At 73.6% G+C, this 17,575-nt stretch carries 18 protein-coding genes; 8 read left to right on the top strand and 10 right to left on the bottom strand.

Annotated elements, in window-relative coordinates:
• Positions 1-25 precede the first annotated feature (25 nt).
• Entirely contained in the window at positions 26-514 is a 489-nt protein-coding gene (locus QI554_RS29100) for a F0F1 ATP synthase subunit B family protein (protein WP_281473928.1), read from the top strand.
• A gap of 19 nt (positions 515-533) precedes the next feature.
• On the opposite strand, the gene QI554_RS29095 is transcribed toward QI554_RS29100, so the two are convergent.
• From QI554_RS29095 to QI554_RS29075, 5 genes are all read right to left on the bottom strand, one after another.
• Entirely contained in the window at positions 534-1,451 is a 918-nt protein-coding gene (locus QI554_RS29095; protein ID WP_281473927.1) for an alpha/beta fold hydrolase, read from the bottom strand.
• 238 nt (positions 1,452-1,689) lie between these two features.
• Positions 1,690-2,166 carry a DUF1203 domain-containing protein gene (locus QI554_RS29090; RefSeq protein WP_281473925.1) on the bottom strand — a complete coding sequence of 159 codons (477 nt, stop codon included), beginning with the start codon at positions 2,164-2,166 and terminating at the stop codon, positions 1,690-1,692.
• Positions 2,167-2,336: 170 nt separating this feature from the next.
• The gene (locus QI554_RS29085; protein WP_281473923.1) at positions 2,337-2,933 is read right to left on the bottom strand and encodes a class I SAM-dependent methyltransferase; all 597 of its coding nucleotides are present in this window, start codon (positions 2,931-2,933) and stop codon (positions 2,337-2,339) included.
• A 79-nt stretch (positions 2,934-3,012) separates the two neighbouring features.
• Positions 3,013-4,167 carry a glycosyltransferase family 4 protein gene (locus tag QI554_RS29080; RefSeq protein WP_281473921.1) on the bottom strand — a complete coding sequence of 385 codons (1,155 nt, stop codon included), beginning with the start codon at positions 4,165-4,167 and terminating at the stop codon, positions 3,013-3,015.
• Between the two features lie 90 nt (positions 4,168-4,257).
• Complete coding sequence (locus tag QI554_RS29075; RefSeq protein WP_281473919.1) at positions 4,258-4,755, bottom strand: macro domain-containing protein; 498 nt, start codon at positions 4,753-4,755, stop codon at positions 4,258-4,260.
• Between the two features lie 142 nt (positions 4,756-4,897).
• Here QI554_RS29075 and QI554_RS29070 point away from each other — a divergent pair, with 142 nt between their 5' ends.
• From QI554_RS29070 to QI554_RS29050, 5 genes are all read left to right on the top strand, one after another.
• On the top strand, positions 4,898-5,590 hold the full coding sequence (locus tag QI554_RS29070; RefSeq protein WP_281473918.1) for a response regulator transcription factor: 693 nt from the start codon (positions 4,898-4,900) through the stop codon (positions 5,588-5,590).
• Positions 5,587-7,119, top strand: coding sequence for an ATP-binding protein (locus QI554_RS29065; protein WP_425528072.1), 1,533 nt, complete (start codon positions 5,587-5,589; stop codon positions 7,117-7,119). The genes QI554_RS29070 and QI554_RS29065 overlap by 4 nt, the downstream gene beginning before the upstream one ends.
• On the top strand, positions 7,116-7,610 hold the full coding sequence (locus QI554_RS29060) for a hypothetical protein (protein WP_281473917.1): 495 nt from the start codon (positions 7,116-7,118) through the stop codon (positions 7,608-7,610). The genes QI554_RS29065 and QI554_RS29060 overlap by 4 nt, the downstream gene beginning before the upstream one ends.
• A gap of 82 nt (positions 7,611-7,692) precedes the next feature.
• Positions 7,693-8,865 (top strand): glycosyltransferase family 4 protein, encoded by a 1,173-nt coding sequence (locus tag QI554_RS29055; protein WP_281473914.1) that lies wholly within the window; start codon positions 7,693-7,695, stop codon positions 8,863-8,865.
• A 10-nt stretch (positions 8,866-8,875) separates the two neighbouring features.
• A complete protein-coding gene (locus QI554_RS29050) occupies positions 8,876-9,556 on the top strand; it encodes a uracil-DNA glycosylase (RefSeq protein WP_281473913.1) in 681 nt (226 codons plus the stop codon).
• Positions 9,557-9,597: 41 nt separating this feature from the next.
• Here the strand turns inward: QI554_RS29050 and QI554_RS29045 are convergent, their stop codons facing one another.
• Complete coding sequence (locus tag QI554_RS29045) at positions 9,598-10,536, bottom strand: LLM class flavin-dependent oxidoreductase (RefSeq protein WP_281473911.1); 939 nt, start codon at positions 10,534-10,536, stop codon at positions 9,598-9,600.
• Between the two features lie 86 nt (positions 10,537-10,622).
• On the opposite strand from QI554_RS29045, the gene QI554_RS29040 reads away from it, so the two are divergent.
• Together QI554_RS29040 and QI554_RS29035 are read left to right on the top strand one after the other, a co-directional pair.
• Complete coding sequence (locus QI554_RS29040; RefSeq protein ID WP_281473909.1) at positions 10,623-11,360, top strand: helix-turn-helix domain-containing protein; 738 nt, start codon at positions 10,623-10,625, stop codon at positions 11,358-11,360.
• 56 nt (positions 11,361-11,416) lie between these two features.
• Positions 11,417-12,022, top strand: a complete 606-nt coding sequence (locus tag QI554_RS29035) for a GNAT family N-acetyltransferase (protein ID WP_281473907.1) — start codon at positions 11,417-11,419, stop codon at positions 12,020-12,022.
• On the opposite strand, the gene QI554_RS29030 is transcribed toward QI554_RS29035, so the two are convergent.
• The 4 genes from QI554_RS29030 to QI554_RS29015 all read right to left on the bottom strand — a co-directional run bounded on the left by QI554_RS29030 (position 11,952) and on the right by QI554_RS29015 (position 17,571).
• Positions 11,952-14,171: an FGLLP motif-containing membrane protein gene (locus QI554_RS29030; protein WP_281473905.1), complete on the bottom strand. Its 2,220-nt coding sequence runs from the start codon at positions 14,169-14,171 to the stop codon at positions 11,952-11,954. The genes QI554_RS29035 and QI554_RS29030 overlap by 71 nt on opposite strands.
• Positions 14,172-14,334: 163 nt before the next feature.
• Positions 14,335-15,234, bottom strand: a complete 900-nt coding sequence (locus tag QI554_RS29025) for a glycosyltransferase (protein WP_281473903.1) — start codon at positions 15,232-15,234, stop codon at positions 14,335-14,337.
• A complete protein-coding gene (locus QI554_RS29020) occupies positions 15,231-16,355 on the bottom strand; it encodes a glycosyltransferase family 4 protein (RefSeq protein WP_281473902.1) in 1,125 nt (374 codons plus the stop codon). Before QI554_RS29020 ends, QI554_RS29025 begins: the two co-directional genes overlap by 4 nt.
• The gene (locus QI554_RS29015; protein ID WP_281473901.1) at positions 16,348-17,571 is read right to left on the bottom strand and encodes a glycosyltransferase; all 1,224 of its coding nucleotides are present in this window, start codon (positions 17,569-17,571) and stop codon (positions 16,348-16,350) included. Before QI554_RS29015 ends, QI554_RS29020 begins: the two co-directional genes overlap by 8 nt.
• Between the last annotated feature and the right edge of the window lie 4 nt (positions 17,572-17,575).

Genomic DNA, 17,575 nt, shown 5'->3' with positions numbered 1-17,575 from the left:
ACTTCTCGCTGGATAGGCTGCGTTCATGGGACCCCTTGAGCCAAAGGGCGGCGACCTGATCGTCGCGATATTTGCCTGGGCCGTCATTCTGATCGTCGTCGCCGGGATCCTCGTGCCGCGTATCCAGCGGGTCATCGAGCAGCGCGAGGACGCCATCGAGGGCGGCACCGACCGTGCGGACAGCACGCGCGAGGAGAGCGCGCGGGTCGCGCAGGAGATCGCCACCGAGCTGGGCGAGGCCCGCCGCGAGGCGGCCCGCATCCGTGCCGAGGCCAACGCGGAGGGCGCGGAGGCCATCGAGGAGGCGCGGAGCGAAGGACAGCGCATCCGGACCGAGATCGTCGCGAGCGGCCACGCCTCGATCGCCAACGAGCGCGACCTCGCCGAGGAGGCGCTCACGCCGCAGGTCGGCCTGATCGCGACCGACCTGGCGGCCAAGGTGCTCGGCGAGTCGGTCGCCGAGTTCGTCGCCGAACGCGACACCGTCGCGGCGTTCCTCGCCGAGCGGAACTGACCGCGGCCGAACCGCTCTTCTACGCCACCTGACCGCGCCCGGGAGACCTCCTCCCGGGCGCGACGCGTATGGCGACGAAGTCGCGGACGGCGTCGGCGAGGGCCGCGGGCTGGTCGAGCGGTACGAGCGCGCCGCTGTCGCGGATAGGCACGACGGTGGCGTCCGGCATCGACGCCGCGAGCCTGCGGGCGTGCGCGATCGGGAAGATCCGCTTGGTGTCGGCCCACGGCAGCACCGTCGGCGCGTCGAAGTTCTGGAGTCCGCCCGCCGTTTCGAGCGTGTAGCGGATCGAGATCGCCCTCAGGAAGCCCCCGACGTCGCGCCGGATCCCGGCGTCGGTCTGCACCGGCCTCAGGAACGAGTCCCACAGCTCGGGCTCGAGCGGCTTGGTCACCAGCCAGCGGAACGCGATCGGCAGCCTGCGGGCCCAGCGCAGCCGCAGGACCGCGCTCATGAGCCACACGCCGCCGGGGATCCTCGCCAGCAGTTGGATGTAGCGCAGGATCGGCGGCAGGAAGTTGTCGTACGTGTCGCAGGACGTCAGCACGAGCCCGTCGATCGGCACCGTGTCGGCGTGCCGTGTGGCGACCAGCTGGCACAGCACGCCGCCGGTGTCGTTGCCGACCAGGACGCAGCCGTCGGGCGCGAGTTCGCGGACCGCTTCGGCGACGGCCTCGGCGGCCGAGTCGGGTGTGACCGGGGCGCGCCGCGGAACGGGCGTGGTGTGCGCGCCGAGCGGCAGGTCGAGCGTGAGGCAGCGGTGGTCCTCGGACAGCAGCGGCACGCAGCGCGCCCACAGGTCGGCGTTGGCGACGAGCCCGTGCACGAAGACCAGTACCGGCGCGTCCGCCGGCCCTGTCGCGTAGCAGTCGACGGGACCGAGCCGGGTCTGCACGGTCGTCGAACTGCCCAGCGCTTTCCCGCTGTTGATGGTCATGAGCGCCCCCGTGTCCGCGGTTCCGGCGTGCGACCGTGCGGTTGACAGCCTACGCGGTGAGGCTCCGCGCACCGTCGCGGGTCCGCACGGGGGCGTGTCGAACGCCGTTGTCAGTGGGGCGCGTTACGTTGCCCGCATCATCCCCGAGGAATCCTGCCCCTCGGTGACGGTGTCCGGCCCGCCCCGACCGACTCGCACACGGGGCGGGCCTCCGTCATGCCCTGGTGCCGTTGGGAGTTCAGGCACGGCGCGCGGTGAACAGGTAGCAGCCCGCGCTGCGGCTGCGCACGTGGACGTAGTCGACGTCCGGTTGCGACAGGACGTCGGCGAGTGCGGCCTCGGCCCGGTCCTGGTCGACGGCCCGTTCGTGGAGCGGGCGGCGGCCCTCGGCGTACGCGTCCAGGATGACGCCGCTCGCGACCATGTGGGGCGGGAAGCGGCCGGTGTCCGCGTACGGCACGCAGTCGCGTTCGTGCACGTACACCGGTCCCGGCAGCGGCAGTTCCTCCTGCCCCTGGAACGCGTCGTAGGTGAACAGGATCATGCGCTCGCTGTCGCGGCCGGGCTCGGCCTTGGCGAGGCACAGCCGGCACGGCGCGCCGCCCTCGATGTCCTCGGTGTACGCGGGGTGGCCGTAACCGGGAGCGCGCAGCGTCGTGCGGACCTCTTTGGCGACGGTCTCGTCGATGGGGATGATCCGGAATGCGGTGGTCATGCTGCCAGCCTCGCCCGGAACTGTGGGGCACGCTGGCGGGTTTCGGCCGTCGCGCTGCCGCGGCGGCCGAAACCCGCCGCCGTGGGACCGGTGAGTCGCGGGGGGCGGGCGGGGGGGGGCGCGCCCGGCCGCCGCCCCGCGGCCCCCCCCCCCCGACGCCGTGGAACCGGTCAGTCGCGGGTGGCGATGACCAGCGTGTCGATCGCCTCGCGGGGCTCGCCGTCGACCGTGAGCGGCCGGTGTGCCCGCTCGGCGCGTTCGACGCGCAGCCCCGGCAGCGTGCCCGCGACCGTCTCGGGGGTGTGCAGGATGGCGGGGTCCTGCGGGCCGCCCACGCCGTCCGTCAGGTTCGTGCGGTCGTGGCCGACGAACACGAGCCGGCCGCCGGGCGCGAGCGCCGCGGCCGCCTCGGCGAGCACCGCCTTCATGTCGGCCTCGGGCAGGTGCAGGTAGGCGATGACCACGAGGTCGTACGCGCCGGTCTCGGGCCGCCAGGTGAGCAGGTCCGCGGCGACCCAGTCGACGGTGACGCCCTGCGCGTCCGCGAGCAGCTTGCCCTTGGCGAGCGCGGCCGCGGAGAAGTCCACCGCGGTGACGGCCCAGCCCTGCTTGGCCAGCCAGATCGCGTTGCGGCCTTCGCCGGCCGCGAGGTCGATCGCGCGGCCCGCCGGGAGGTCTCCGGTGTGCTCCGCCACGAAGCGGTTGGGCTCGGCCGACCACACCAGCTCGGTGCCTGTGTAGCGTTCGTCCCAGGCCTTCGAGTCCACGAGCGACCGCCGCCTTTCCGGTTGTGCGTGTTCCGCGGGCCCGGTGGGCCCGACCGCGGTGCCGGGCGGCACCGCACTCCTATGATCTTGCCGGATGCCCCGTGGCCGCGGTGCGGTAGATCCGGTCGAGCTCGGCGCCGACCGCTTCGGGCGAGAACCGTTTGCGGGCCTCGACGGCGATGCGCTGCCGGTCGTACGCCTCGGGCGCGGCCGCGACGGCCCGGATCGCCTCGGCCAGCGCGGCGGTGTCCTCCGACGGCACGAGCAGCCCGAGGTGCGGCTCCATGACCTCGGCGTGCCCGCCGACGTCGGTGGTGACCACCGGCAGGCCGGCGCACCAGGCCTCGAGGACCGCGACCGTGAGGTTCTCGGCGCGGGAGGCGAGCACGAAAGCGTCGGCCTTGTGCAGCAGCGCGGCGATCTCGGGGCGCGGCAGCCGGCCGGCGAAGGTGACGACGTCGGCGATGCGCAGCCTCGCGGCCTGTTCCTCCAGCTTCGCGCGTTCCCGTCCGTCGCCGACGACGGTCAGGCGCAGCCTCGGGTCCTCGCGGCTGGCCGCGGCGAACGCGTCGAGCAGCACGTCGAAGCCCTTGGCCGGGGCGAGCCGCGCGACGGACACGAACTCGACGGTGTCGCGGCCTTCGCGGGGGTTGGCGTCGGGCAGCGCGAACGGCGCGGCGTCGACCGGGTTGTGGATCACCTCGAAGGCGCCGGTCAGGCCGTACGAGGTGATCTTGTCGCGGAGCGACTCGCAGACCGCGATGACGGTCGCCGCCTCGGCGTACAGCTCGCGGGCCCGTTTGATGCCGAGCGGGCTGGGCGGGGGCTCGGTCCAGTGGCCCTGCCACGAGGTGTGGTGCTCGGTGACGACGTAGGGCAGTTTGAGCTCGCGCTTCATGGCGACGAGGTAGTGCGCCCAGTAGAAGTGCGCGTGCACGACGTCGACCGGGCCGTATTTCTTCGCGACGTAGCGCACGGCCTTCTGGTAGCGGCGCGCCATCATCACGTGCGAGACCCGGCCGAACAGCCGCGACGGGCGCCAGCTGAACGTCCGGATCTGGTAGTGCCTCGGGTCGTCGGGGTCCTGCGCCAGGTAGGGCGCGCCGTCGACCTGCGGCCAGGTCAGCTCGTCCGTGTTGGACAGCCTGATCACCTCGGCCGCGTGCCCGGCCGATTTCACCCAGTCGGTCTCCCACGGGACCCCGGGGTAGCCGACGATCATCACGATCCGCATGAGGTGCGATCCCCCCTCGAGACCGGGGACTCCCCTCCCCGGCACCCGGCCCATCCTGCCAGGCGCGGGGGCGCGGGTCAGCCGAACCGGTCAGTCGTGGTCGTACACGGTGACGTGCACGCCGCGTCGGCTGAGCGCCTCGACGACCAGGGGTTCGACCAACGTCCAGCGGCCGCCGGCGAGTCCGCAGCCGATGCGCGGCATGTGGACGGACGCGCCGAGTTCGAGGGCCTTGTCGCCGACCGTGCGCAGCGCGGTGCCGATCGCCTCGTAGCGGACCGGGACGCCTTTGCTGCCGGTCTTGATGCCGTGCTGGCCGATCATGTTGGCGACCGTGACGAGGCGGTCGACCTGGACGAACTGCACGGCGCCGAGCGCGAAGTCGTTGCGGGCGCGGGCGCGGTGCCAGCCGCGGTACGCGGCCTCGGGCTCGGGCCAGCGGTGGGAGACGGCGACGACGAAGCCCTTGCCCCAGCCGCCCTGGTCGTTGCACACGTGGGCGATGATCTTGACGCCCTTGGCCTGCGGGGCGGTGGCGTCGCCCTGGAGGTAACGGATCGGGACCGGCTCGCTCGCTTGTTCGACCATGGGTCGACGCTAGAACCCGGGACCGACATTCATCGACCGAATTTCCCCGTTCCGCGATCGCCACATGATGAGCAGGTAACAAGATCGCGGGTCGGCGCGGATGCCGCGGATCGGGCGGTCGATATCCCGCATACTCGGACACATGCCGCACGTGCTCCTGATCGAAGACGACTCCTCTGTACGTGACGGCATGGAGCTCGTCCTGACCCGGCACGGCCACCGTGTGGACGCCGCCGGCACCGGTGAGCAGGGGCTCGAGCTGCTGCGCGCCCGCATGGCGGCGGGCGGCCCCGTCGAGATCGTGGTGCTCGACCTGATGCTGCCGGGAATGGACGGCTTCGAGGTGTGCCGCCGCGTGCGCGCCCTCGCTCCGGTGCCGATCATCATGCTGACCGCGCGCGGCGACGACCTCGACGTGGTGAGCGGGCTGGAGGCGGGCGCCGACGACTACGTGGTCAAGCCGGTCACGGCGCGGGTCCTCGAGGCGCGCATCCGGGCGGTGCTCCGGCGTGCCGATCCGGTGCCGGCCAGGCCCGTGGACACCTTCGGCGACCTGGTCATCGACCGGGGCGCGCTCACCGTCGCCCGCGCGGGTGAAGACGTTCCGCTGCCGCCGACCGAGCTGCGGCTGCTGCTCGAACTGTCGTCCCGTCCCGGGCTCGTCTACACCCGCGAGCGGCTGCTCGAACTGGTGTGGGAGCACGACTTCCTCGGCGACTCGCGGCTCGTCGACGCGGCCGTCGGCCGGCTGCGCGCCAAGATCGAGGACACCCCGGCACAGCCCCGCTACATCCAGACCGCGCGCGGATTCGGCTACCGGTTCGGGCCGCTGTGATCCCCCCGAACGCCACGCCGCCGCGACGACCCCCGCGTTCCCTGCTCGGCTGGGCCCGCCGCGGGATCGGCGGCCTGCGGCCCCGCCTCGTGCTCGCGTTCGTGGTCGTCGCCGCGCTGGCCGCGCTGACCGCGACCGTCCTGGCGTACCGCGAGTCGCGCATCTACATCCTCAAGCGCGCGCAGGACTCCGTCGTCACCGACTTCCGCGACCGACTCGCGCTCGCTGCACGGGAGTTCGACGTCCCGCCGGACCGGGGGGCGCTGGAGCGGTTCGCCCGCGAGGTGGAGCCGCCCGGTCCACGGGCCACCGTCGTCGCGCAGTACGGCGACCTGACGGTGTCGACCGACCCCGCGGCCGACCTGACCAGGCTCAGCCCCGAACTCCAGGACCGGGTGCGGTCGCGGGCCCGGACGAGCTTCCAGCGGGTCGACTGGCACGGTGAGCCGTGGCTGGTCGTCGGCACACCGGTCACGTTCGCGGGGTCCGGTCAGCCGTCGGGCGTCGAGGCGTACGCGATCGTGTCGCTGGCCGCCGAAGACCGGGACATCGACGCGCTGCTGCGCACCGTCCGGGACGGCCTTGTGCCGGTCGCGGTGGCCGTCGTCGTGCTGGCTCTGCTCGCGGCGGGGACGGTGCTGCGGCCGGTCCGCGAGCTCGGCCGCGGGGCCCGGCGCCTCGCGTCCGGCGAGCTGGGCGCGCGCGTCAAGCCGCGGGGGCACGACGAACTCACCGATCTGGCCCATACGTTCAACCACGCCGCCGAGGCGCTTCAGGGCAGCGTCGCCGAACTGCGCGACCAGGAAGCGCTCGCCCGGCGCTTCGTCGCCGACGTCTCGCACGAACTGCGCACCCCGCTGGCCGCGATGACCATGGTCTCGGCGGTGCTGGACGAGGACGCCGACCAGCTCCCGCCGGACACCGCCCGCGCGGCCCGCACCGTGAGCGCCGAGACGGCCAAGCTGACCCGGCTCGTCGAGGACCTCATCGAGATCTCCCGCTTCGACGCGCACGCCGCCGTCCTGAACCTCGGCGACGTGGACGTCGCCGACGCCGTCCGCGCCAGCATCGCCGTGCGCGGCTGGACCGACGAGGTCGCCACCGACCTCCCGGCCGGGATCAGGGCGCGCCTCGACCGCCGCCGGCTCGACGTGGTCACCGCCAACCTCGTCGGCAACGCCCTGCGGCACGGCGCCCCGCCGGTGACCGTTGCCCTGGCGCGCCACGCGGACACGGTCGTCCTGACCGTGAGCGACCACGGTCCCGGCCTCCCGCCGGAGGTCCGCAAGCATGTGTTCGACCGGTTCTACAAGGCCGACACGGCCCGCACCCGCTCCGAGGGCAGCGGCCTCGGTCTGGCGATCGCCGCGGAGAACGTGCGGTTGCACGGAGGGACGCTGACGGTCGGCGAGCGCAAGGGCGGCGGGACAGTGTTCACGCTGACCCTCCCGACGACACAGCCGGATGACGGGACGGACGACGGAACGGCCGACCGGACGGCCGACGATCGCGACGAGGAGCCGATGTGACCGCCGCACGACCCGCGGCGCTCGCGGGTGCCCTGCTCACCACCGTCCTCGCCGGGTGCGGAGTCCAGCCCACCCCGGTGATCGACGCCGGGGTGCCCGCCGGCGGCCTGACCCAGGGCATGCGGCTCTACTTCGCCTCCGCCGCCGGGCTCAGGGCCGCGCCCCGGCCGGACCTGCAGATCACGGAACTGTCGCAGGCGGTGTCCGCGCTGCAGGGCGGACCTGACGCGGCCGAGGCGGCGGCCGGGATGTACAACACGGCCTACCTCGCCGCGTATACCGTCACCTCGGACCAGGGCCAGGTCACACTGTCCCTCGGCAAGCCCGCGCTGGAGGGGCTCGCCGAGCCGGCCGTCGGGCAGCTCGTGTGCACTCTCGCGCGGGCGGAGTCGTACGTGAACCGGACGCGGCCGGACGAGGTGCAGGTGACGATCGTGTCCGGTCGAACCAGCGCCGGCCCCTATCAGTGCCCGCAGTTCCTGCCCCGCTGAGCCCCGCCGCTTGTTACGGTGCCTGGGTGCTGTCGGGATGGGCCGCAGGGGGTGCGGCCCGGGGGGATTCAAGGAGCGGTGCATGGTGGGCTCGGGTCGTGGCGGCCGGATCAAGGTCGTGCATGTGGTGTGGCGGCTGAGCACTGGCGGGGGGATCCCGCAGGTGAGCCGGCAGATCCTCGCGGGTCTGGACCCGGAGCGGTTCGAGTGCCACGCGGTGACCGCGCGGCCCGCCGCAGAGGAGGACGAACTGCACCTGCTGGGACCGAATGTGACGGTGCATCCGCTCGATTACACGGGCCCGCCGAACAAAGTCGAGGAGCTCCGGATACCGCTGCGCTACGCCGCCGCGGTGCGCCGGATCCGCCCGGACGTCATCCACGCGCACAGCGGCACCGCCCGGCACGCCCTCCCCGCCGCCCTCGCCGTCCCGTCGGCCGGGCGCGTCATCGAGGTGCACGAGCCGCTGAAGGGCGGCCTGCACAGCGAGTGGACCAACCGCATCGAACGCCGGCTGATCACGAAGGCCCGGTTCCGCCCCTTCGCGCACTCGTCGGACGTGCGGGACGCGACGGCCGCGCTGCTCGGCATCCCGCGCGCCAGGGTCCCCCTGGTCCCGCTCGGTGTCGAGCCGCACGTCCCGGACATCGCCGCCCGCGCCCGGCTGCGCGGCGAACTGGGCGTCGCCCCGAACACCCGGCTCGTGGTGGGCGTCGGCCGGTCGGGCCAGAAGAACATCCCGCTGTTCGTCGAGGTCGCCGCGCAGGTGCTGACGTCGCTGGGCGACGCCGGCCCCGCGGTGGCGTTCGCGATCGTCGGCAACCAGGGCCCCGAGATCCGGGCGCTGATCGAGGAGTTGGGCGTCGCCAAGCGCGTGCACCTGGTGCCGCCGCTCCCCCGGCTGCAGGACGCGTTCGACGCCGCCGACCTGTTCCTGTCGACGTCGAACTACGAGGGCTTCGGCATCGCGGTCGCCGAGGCGATGTGCGCGGGCGTCCCCGTGGTCGGCACTGCGGTCGGCGGCGTCAACGACGTCGTCGAGAACGGCGTCACCGGCCGCCTGGTCCGCAAGGGCGACCGCGACGCATTGGCCGCCGCCGTAAGGGAGTTGGTGGTGGACGAGGACACCCGCACGATCATGGGCGAGGCCGCCCGCGAGCGCGCGATGGCGAACTTCACGCGGCGGAACATGATCGACGGCTTCGCCGAGGTGTACGAAGCCGCGGCGAACGAGCGTGTCGGCGTCGGTCGGTAGGGTACCGATCATGGCTCCACGACCCCTACACGAAACCGTCGAGGCCGGCTGGGCGAAGGCCCTGGAGCCGGTGGCGGAGAACATCGCGGCGATGGGCGCGTTCCTGCGTTCCGAGATCGCCGCGGGCCGCAGCTACGTCCCGGCCGGACCGAACATCCTGCGCGCGTTCCAGCAGCCGTTCGACGACGTCCGGGTGCTGATCGTCGGTCAGGACCCCTATCCGACGCCGGGGCACGCGGTGGGGCTGAGCTTCTCGGTCGCCCCGGACGTGCGCCCGCTGCCGCCGAGCCTCGTGAACATCTACACCGAGCTCATGAACGACCTCGACGTGCCGCCGCCGACCAACGGCGACCTGACCCCCTGGGCGAGCCAGGGCGTCCTGCTGCTGAACCGCGCTCTCACCACCGCGCCGCGCAAGCCCAACGCCCACAAGGGCAAGGGCTGGGAGGCCGTGACCGAGCAGGCGATCAGCGCGCTGGCCGCGCGCGGCAAGCCGCTGACCGCGATCCTGTGGGGCAGTCAGGCGCGCAGCCTGAAGCCCCTGCTCGGCCCGGGTGTCCCCGTGGTCGAGTCGGTCCACCCGAGCCCGATGTCCGCCAACGGCGGCTTCTTCGGCTCGCGGCCGTTCAGCCGGACGAACGAGATGCTCCAGCAGCTGGGCGCCAAGCCGATCAACTGGCAGCTGCCGTAGCACCCGGCCGCGTCCGCGACGGTCCGGACGCGGCCCGCACTTCACCGCAGGTCGGGCAACAACCGTGCCACGGCGCCGAGTTGTTCTCCCTGATCGGCCATGTCGAGGGCTCCGAGCCGGACAACGACGTGCCGCGCGCCCGCGTCGGCGTACCGGCGCAGCCCGGCGGCGACCTCGTCGGGCGTGCCGGTGACGACGGCCTGGATCTTCTCCAGTTCGGCGAGCGGCATGCCGTAGTTCGCGAGGGCGTAGCGGTCGAGCACGGCACGACCCTCGTCGACGCCGCGGTCGACCCGCACAGAGACGAACAGCGCCGGTGTGACGGCATCTTCGGGCCTTCCGGCCTCGACCGTCGCCTCGCGGACGGCACGCAGCCCGGTCGCGTAGTCGGCGGGGTCGGGCGGGTACGGCAGCCAGCCGTCGTAGATCCGACCGGTGCGGGCCAACGCCGCCGGGGTTCCGCCGCCCAGCCAGATCGGCGGCCCTCCGTCGTGGAACGGTCGGGTCGCGGGCGGGAGTTCGTCGAAGTGCGCGATCTCGCCGTGGTACGAGCCCTCCCCGCTCCACAGTGCCCGCCACAGTCCGACGGTCTCGTCGAGCCGCTTGAAGCGGCGTTCCCACGGCACTTCGGACAGCGTGTAGAGCGGCTGCCCGAACCGCCCCGGGAACCCGGCTCCGACGGCGACGGTGAGCCGTCCTCCGGAGAGCAGGTCGATCGAGGCGAGGGCCTGCGCGGCCTGCACGGGCCTGCGCAGGAACGGAAGGAGCGCCCCGGTGCCGAGCGCGATCTGGTCGGTGACGGGCGCGAGCGCGGCGAGCATGGTCAGTGCCTCGATGCGCGGGCTGATGAGCGAGTCGTTGACGAAGAGCGAGGAGTAGCCGAGCGATTCGGCTCGGGTGGCGAAGCCGACGAGGTCGCGCGGGTCGGTGCCCGCGCCCCACTGGGCCTGGCCGGTCGGGAGGAGTACGCCGATGTCCATGGCCTCGATGCTGCCGAGCCGCTAGATGATCGACAATTCCCGTGAGGGAATAGCCGCGACTCCGCGCGCGGGGTTCAATCGGTGGCGTGGACTTCCCGAGCGCGTTGCGCGAACGGCGCACCCGCCGCCGTGTCAGCCAGATGGACCTCGCGCTGCGCGCGGGGACGACGCAGCGGCACCTGAGCTTCATCGAGTCGGGCCGTTCGGTGCCGGGCCGGGGCATGGTGATCCGCCTGGCCGAGTCGCTGGAGCTGCCGTTGCGGGAGCGCAACGAGCTGCTCGCGGCGGCCGGGTTCGCACCGGCGTACCCGGAGAGCTCGTTCACGGACCCGGTGCTGGCACCGGTGCGGACGGCGATCGACCACATCCTGACCGGCCATCTGCCGTATCCGGCGATCGTGGTGGACCGCAACGGCGACCTGGTGGCGGCGAACGCGGCGTTCGACCTGATCACCGAGGGCGCGGCCCCCGGGCTGGTGGGCCCGGGGGCGAACGTCTACCGGCTGGCGCTGCACCCGGACGGGATGGCGCCGCGCGTGCTCAACTTCCCCGAGTGGGCCCGGCACATCGTCGAACGGCTGTCCCGGCATCCGGAACTGCAGGCCGAGTTGGCCCAGTACCTGCCGGAACTCCCGACGTCGGGTGAGCACTTGGGCTTCGCTGTACCGCTCCACCTGCGCACCTCACGCGGCGAGCTGCGGCTGATGACCACCGTGATGACCTTCGCCACGGCGGTGGACGTGACGTTGGCCGAGCTGAAGCTGGAGGCGTTCATCCCGGCCGACCAGGCGACGTCGGACGCCCTTCACAGCCCGGGGAGCTGAAGGCGCTCCGCGCAAATCCGGTTGCCGGCCCCGGCGTGCCGGGTGACGATCGCCCGATGTCGATCTTTCCGGACACCGACCGCATGCGGCTGCGCCCCTTCACCGAGGACGACGTCGACAACCTCGTGGCACTCGACGCCGACCCGGAGGTCATGCGCTTCCTCGACGGAGGCAAGCCCACCCCACGCGAGCGCGTGGTCTCCGAGGTCATGCCCCGTGTGCTGCGCGGGTTCCCCGTCCTCGGCGGGGCACCCGGCATGTGGGCCGCGGAGGAGCGGGCCACCGGCGCCTTCCTCGGCTGGTTCGAAATGCGCCCGGTCGACGCGGAGTCCGCCGAGATCCTGGAGCTCGGCTACCGCCTGCGCCGCGAGGCCTGGGGTCGGGGCCTCGCCACCGAGGGCTCGCTGACGCTCGTCGACAAGGCGTTCACCGAGTACGTGGGCGTGGAGCGCATCGTCGCCGACACCATGACCGTCAACAGCCGCTCGCGGCGGGTCATGGAGAAGTGCGGGCTCACCTTCCAGCGCACGTTCTTCCAGGACTGGCCCGAGCTCATCGACGGCTCCGAGCACGGCGAGGTCGAGTACGCGCTCACGCGGGACCGGTGGGCGGCGCGGCGGGCGGACCCGGAGGCAGCCCCGGAGCGGCCGTCGGGGGCGTAGCCGCGCGGCGCTGGTCGTAGCCGCGGAAGTACGCCCAGAACAGCACCGACCCGAGGCCGAAGCCGACCAGGAGGACGAGCGCGCCCGTCAGCGCCCCGGCCGCGGTGTCGGACGGCACCTCGGCCAGGTACTCGGTGACCAGCACGTGCACGAACAGGGCCGACGCCACCGCGAACGGCGCCGCCCAGGCGAGCCACCCCCGGTCGAGCAGCTTGCGCCCGTCCAGGAAGCGCAGCGGCAGCAGCCCGAACATCACGGTCTCCACGCCCGCGACGAACACCAGCGTCAGCACGCCGGACGCGATGAGGCCGGCGTGCGAGCGGGTGCCGAACGCGTCCCGCACCGGCGCCTGCGCGAACCACGCGGCGACGGACACGGCGATCATGAGCCACGCGCCGAGCATGATCGCGCCGGCCTCGCGGCGGGCGGTCCACGCGGCCACGCCTTCGCGGCTGACGGCGTAGACCACGACGATGCCGTACACGTAGCCGGGCATCAGGTGCGCGGCGCGCGACACCGCCACGCACACCAGCGCGACCGCGAACGCCGCGCCCGCGATGTGCACGGGGCCGCGCACGCCGGTCACGCGCCGGGCGCGCAGCTCGCCGATGTGCTGGTAGACGAACCAGGTCACCAGCAGCGCGGCGCCGAGCTCGGCGATCAGCACGAGCGTGTGCGTGTTGGGTCCGCTGCCGGGTTCGACGAGGGCGAACAGCACGGCCGCCGCCGCGAACGCGGCCGCGACGCGCAGCGGGCGCGGCAGCAGGCGCGCGGCCGCGGCGAACGGCGCACGGGCGCGGCCGAGCTTCGCGTCGATGACGTCGCGGTGCTCCTCGTACGTCTTGTTGAACAGCTCCGCCGGGAAGCGCGCGATGAGCAGCAGCAGGACGACGGCGATCACCGTGACGGCGGCGCGGGTCGGCGTGAACGACGTCTCGCCGGGCGCCTTGACGGCGCTGGTCAGCTCGTTCTCGAGCGCCGAGCCGTCGACGTGGTACGTGCCCGAGCCGCTTTCGCTGCCGCAGGTGACGCGGAGGGTGTGCTCGCCGACGCGGGCGTCGGCGGGGATGCGCACGACCGGCGTCCACGTCACACCGTCGATCGCGGCGACCGGGGCGGCCTGCTTGGCGAGGGCCAGGCGCCGGCCGCCGAGCTCGACGTGCGGGGTGCCGGCGAGGCACGCGGCGGGCAGCCGGGTCGCGGTCAGCTGGGCGGTGGTGCCGGGCTTGGCCGGGGCGAGGGAGATGTCCGGGCGGCCGGTCTGGATGACGGGCGTGCCTCCGGGCGCGGGCGGCGCTGCACCGCTCGCCGGCGGCGTGCCGGGTGTGCCCGCGTCCGTCGGCGTCGGCTGCCCGCTCGGGCTGTCGCTCGCGGTCGGCGTCGGGCTCTCGCTCGGCGGTGCGCCGGTCGTGGGCGCGCTCGTGGTCGGCGCGGCCGTCGTGGGGGCGCCCTTCGTGGGCGCGGCGGAGGTTCCCGGGACGGGCGGGCCGCCCGGCACCGGCGGGACGCTCACGGGCGTCGTCGGGGGTATGGGCGGCGCGGGTTTGTCGAGCGTGATCGACGTCGACGCGAGGGAGCGTGCGCCGCACGTGAGCGCGACGGTGTGCCCGACGTTGGGGTCGGCGCCACCGGGCACCGTGAAGTCGGCCTTGTAGGTGCCCGCGTTCGAGGCCTTCCCCAGCACGGTGGCGCCGTCGAAGGCGACCGACGCGGCACAGGACTCGAAGTTCGTGTAGCTGATCGACGCGGTGCCGCCGGGCAGGGCGGTCTTGGTCACCGAGATCGACGGCGCGGCGAGGACGGTGAAGTTGGCGCTCGGCGACGTCGGGTAGCCCCAGTTGACGAAATGGTTGCCGGGTGCCGCGCCGCCGGGTACGTGAAACGTGAACGACGTGCAGAACTCTCCGCCGGCGCTCGCCGTCGGGACCTGCACGTTGTCCCAGGAGATCTGGCCGCCGCACGAGGACGTCCAGGTGACCGTGACGAGGTCGCCCGGGCGGCCCTTGGTGGGGCTCAGCGGCAGTCCCCCCGGCGCCGCGGCCGCCTGTGTGCGCGGCGCGGCCACCAGCCCCGCCATGAGCATGCCGAGCAGCATCAGCGGCAGCAGGTACGCCGTGCGGCGTCTGAGTCTGTGCGGTTCCCCAACCATGGTCTGTCTCCCCGCCGAGCCGTCCGGCACGGGCCCGCCCTTGTGCGGGCCACCCCACCCTCGCCGGATCGGAGGCGTACAGGAGCATAGGGGCGCACGGGGGCGCGCAAGCGGCGGGTCCGACACTCGGGCACGAGTTCGAGGGACTTCCGTCGGCGACCCGTCAGTTGGGGGTCACGGTACGCCCGGTCTTGCCCCGGATCGCGTGCCAGGCGCCGAGGGACCGCGCCCGGGTGCGGGCGAGCTTGCGGTCCTGCCGGGTGAGGGTCACGGCGGTGAACTTCGCCTGGCGCACCGCCCAGTGCCACACCTCCGGCACCGACCGGTGCTCGAGGGCCATCGCCAGGTGGTTGCGTGACTGGTAGTAGAGCCGCCACGGGGGCGCGCTCGCGGCACCGACGTGCAGTGTGGCAACCAACGGCTCGGGAAGGATGTAGACCGCCCAACCGGCCCGGCGGGCACGGATGCAGTACTCCATCTCCTCCCACATCATGAAGTACTCCGCGCGCGGCAGGCCGAGCTCGCGCACCGCCGCGGCGTTGACGAGCGCGCCCGCGAAGATCAGCACGTCCACGGGGTACGGGCGGCCGTCCGCGGGCGGCTCGACGAGCGGCAGCCGGCGGTTGCGCCAGCCGGAGCCCAGCCGCGCGACCGCGCCCGTGTCGTCCACCAGCCAGGACGCGAACATCGCGGTGCGCTGCGGAAGTTCGGACATCCGGTCGAGCATGGCGGCGAGCGCGCCGGGCAGCGGGTGGTCGTCGTCGTTGAACAGCCAGATCCAGTCGTGCCCGGCGGCCTCCGCGACGCGCAGGCCCTCCGCGAAGCCGCCCGCCGCGCCGGTGTTCGACGCGAGGCGGACGTGCCGCACCTTCGGGAACTCGGCGGCGAGCATCTCGGCGGTGTCGTCGGTGGAGGCGTTGTCGACGACGACGACCTCGTCGACCGGGCGCGTCGACCCGGCGAGCGCGGTGAGCGTGTCGCGCAGCAGCGCCGAGCGGTTGAACGTGACGAACACCGCCGCCACGGACGGTTCCCGGCGTGCGGGCGGCTCCCCGGACGTCATGCCAGCCCTTCCACGATCGTCTGGGCGACGTGCGGCCACGTCATCGTGGCGCGCAGCACCGCGCCGTGCTTCTCGGCGCGGGCGCGCAGTTCCGCGTAGTCGCGGTGCAGCGCGCGCAGCGCGTCCGTGAGCGCGTCGACGTCGCCGGGTGGGACGAGGACGCCCGCGTCGCCGACGATGGTGCGCTGGTTGCCCACCGTCGTGCCGACGCACGGCAGGCCGCGGGTCAGCGCCTCGACGAGCGCGATCCCGAACGGCTCTCGGTGCGTGGGGATCACCAACGCGTCGGCCTGCGCGTACAGTTCGGGCATCCGTTCGTGCGGGACCCGGCCCGCCGACGTCACGCCGGGCGGTAGCGCGCCCTCGGGGGCGCTGCCGGCGAGCGTGAGCCGCCACGACGGCTCCTCGGCCCGCACCCGCCGGAAGGCCTCCATGAGCTCGGGGCCGCCCTTGCGCTCCCACTCGACGCCGACGAACAGCAAGTGCGGCGTCTTCTCGGGCAGTTCCCGACCCGCGGGCACGTCGCCCTCGGCGGGGACGTTGACGCCCGCGCCGACCACGACCACGCGCTCCTCGGGAACGCCGTAGCGCTCGACGACCGCGTCGGCGGTGCTCTGGCCCATGACGAACACCCTGTGGGCGCGGGCGATCATGGCGCGTTCCCGCGCCAGCCAGCCGCGTGTGTAGCGGGACCGGTGCTCGCCGGTGCCACCCGCCGGGTCGTGCCGTTCGCCGGCTCCGTCGCCGCCTTCGGTGCCCTCGAGGCCGACGCGGTCGGTGTAGACGCCGTAGCGCACGCCCGCGGGCGGGAGCAGCGCCGGCAGCGTCTGCACGATCAGCAGGGGGCGGCCCTGTTCGAGCAGTCCCCGCCGCTGCACGTACCGCTGGACGGCGGCGGGCCACGCGGCGGTCTTGGTCCACGGCGTCCCGGCCCCGGTGCGCCGCGCCTCGGCCGTCGCGCGCAACCGGGCGGCGGCGAGCCGGGGTTCGCGGGCGAGCGGCATGAGGTCGAACGCCGTGACGCCGGTGCCGCGGCCGCGCAGCGCCTTGAGCAGCCCGGGCGCGGAGCCGGAGAACGCCCCGGCGTGCAGGAAGACGAGGTCGTCGGACCGATCAGCCATGGGCCCCTCCTCGCGACCGCCGTGCCCGCACGGCCTCCGTCAGCTTGAACCCGGCGAGCCGCCCGAAGGTGCCGGCCGCGTCGGCCGTGCGGCCCACCGCGCCGCGCGCCTTCCGGGCCTCGACGGCCGCCTCGTAGCACGCCAGGAGCACTCCGGCCTGCCGTTCGAGGCTCATCCGGTCGACGACCAACTTCCTTGACCAGGCCGCGAGTTCCCCGCGGCGTGCGTTGTCCGCGAACAGCTCGCGCAGCAGCCCGGGCAGCGGGTCCGCGGCCGGGTCGAGCCCGGAGCCCACCCCGTGGAAGCCGAACCGGTCGAACACCGGCACGGTGTCCGGCCGCACGGGCTCGGTGAAGCCGCGCTCGCCGACCACCACCCCGGCGACCCCGAAGGACATGCCGCGCAGGATCGAACTGCCCATCCCGCACACCACGTCCGCGCACGCGTAGGCCGCCCGCGGGTCGTCCATCGCGCCGGTCATGACGACCGCCCGGCGCCCGAGTCCGGCGTTGACCTTTTCGACCCGGCGCCGGATGTCGTCGCCCGCCGAGCCGTCGCCGACCACCACCGCCCGGACACCCGGCACGTCGGGGTCCAGTGCGGCGACCGCGTCGACCACCCGCTCGACGCTCTCCTGCTTCATGTTGCGCGCGAGCCGCGACACCACGGCGAGCGTCGGCGGGCCCTGCGGGAGGTCGTGCGCGGCGCGGAACGCCGCCAGGTCGACGCCGTCGGCGTCGACGCTGTCGTACACCGTGTCGATCGGCGGCTCCAGCAGCGTCGCGCCCGCCCGCGCCGCCCACGGCTCGGCGCGGACCTCGTCGTACAGGTCGCCGTAGCCGAGCGTGAGCGTGACGCGCGGGATGTACGGCGGCAGGCTGCCCATCGACATGATGGTCCCGACCGTCGCCGCCCCGGACGCGCCGAGGTGGCCCTCCAGCGTCGGCCAGTACTCGTAGCCGTGCACGACGTCGATCCGGTGCCGCCGTACGGCCGCGCGCACCGCGCGCACGACCGCGGGGGACGGCCGCAGCCGCATCTCCTCGGGCGCCTCGACGAGCGGGAGCCCGAACGCGGCCATCCGGTCGCGCAACGGCCCCTGACGGGCCATCACCCACACCTCGTGGCCGCGCTCGCGCACGGTCCGCGCCAGGTCCAGCGCGTTGATCGAACTGCCCCCGAGCTGCATGTCGTGCGGAACGACGAGGACGCGCACGCGA

The organism is Yinghuangia seranimata (assembly GCF_029953285.1).
GTDB classification, from domain to species: domain Bacteria; phylum Actinomycetota; class Actinomycetes; order Streptomycetales; family Streptomycetaceae; genus Yinghuangia; species Yinghuangia seranimata.
Note: the sequence above shows the minus strand (reverse complement) of the source record. Positions and strands in the feature narration are given on the sequence as shown.

Excerpts from the sequence above, each read along its gene's own strand:
- QI554_RS29070 (WP_281473918.1), top strand. The coding sequence starts at position 4,898 with ATGCCGCACGTGCTCCTGATCGAAGACGACTCCTCTGTACGTGACGGC.
- QI554_RS29025 (WP_281473903.1), bottom strand. The coding sequence starts at position 15,234 with ATGACGTCCGGGGAGCCGCCCGCACGCCGGGAACCGTCCGTGGCGGCG.
- QI554_RS29045 (WP_281473911.1), bottom strand. The coding sequence starts at position 10,536 with ATGGACATCGGCGTACTCCTCCCGACCGGCCAGGCCCAGTGGGGCGCG.
- QI554_RS29100 (WP_281473928.1), top strand. The coding sequence starts at position 26 with ATGGGACCCCTTGAGCCAAAGGGCGGCGACCTGATCGTCGCGATATTT.
- QI554_RS29050 (WP_281473913.1), top strand. The coding sequence starts at position 8,876 with ATGGCTCCACGACCCCTACACGAAACCGTCGAGGCCGGCTGGGCGAAG.
- QI554_RS29095 (WP_281473927.1), bottom strand. The coding sequence starts at position 1,451 with ATGACCATCAACAGCGGGAAAGCGCTGGGCAGTTCGACGACCGTGCAG.
- QI554_RS29030 (WP_281473905.1), bottom strand. The coding sequence starts at position 14,171 with ATGGTTGGGGAACCGCACAGACTCAGACGCCGCACGGCGTACCTGCTG.
- QI554_RS29035 (WP_281473907.1), top strand. The coding sequence starts at position 11,417 with ATGTCGATCTTTCCGGACACCGACCGCATGCGGCTGCGCCCCTTCACC.
- QI554_RS29020 (WP_281473902.1), bottom strand. The coding sequence starts at position 16,355 with ATGGCTGATCGGTCCGACGACCTCGTCTTCCTGCACGCCGGGGCGTTC.
- QI554_RS29090 (WP_281473925.1), bottom strand. The coding sequence starts at position 2,166 with ATGACCACCGCATTCCGGATCATCCCCATCGACGAGACCGTCGCCAAA.
- QI554_RS29080 (WP_281473921.1), bottom strand. The coding sequence starts at position 4,167 with ATGCGGATCGTGATGATCGTCGGCTACCCCGGGGTCCCGTGGGAGACC.
- QI554_RS29075 (WP_281473919.1), bottom strand. The coding sequence starts at position 4,755 with ATGGTCGAACAAGCGAGCGAGCCGGTCCCGATCCGTTACCTCCAGGGC.
- QI554_RS29055 (WP_281473914.1), top strand. The coding sequence starts at position 7,693 with ATGGTGGGCTCGGGTCGTGGCGGCCGGATCAAGGTCGTGCATGTGGTG.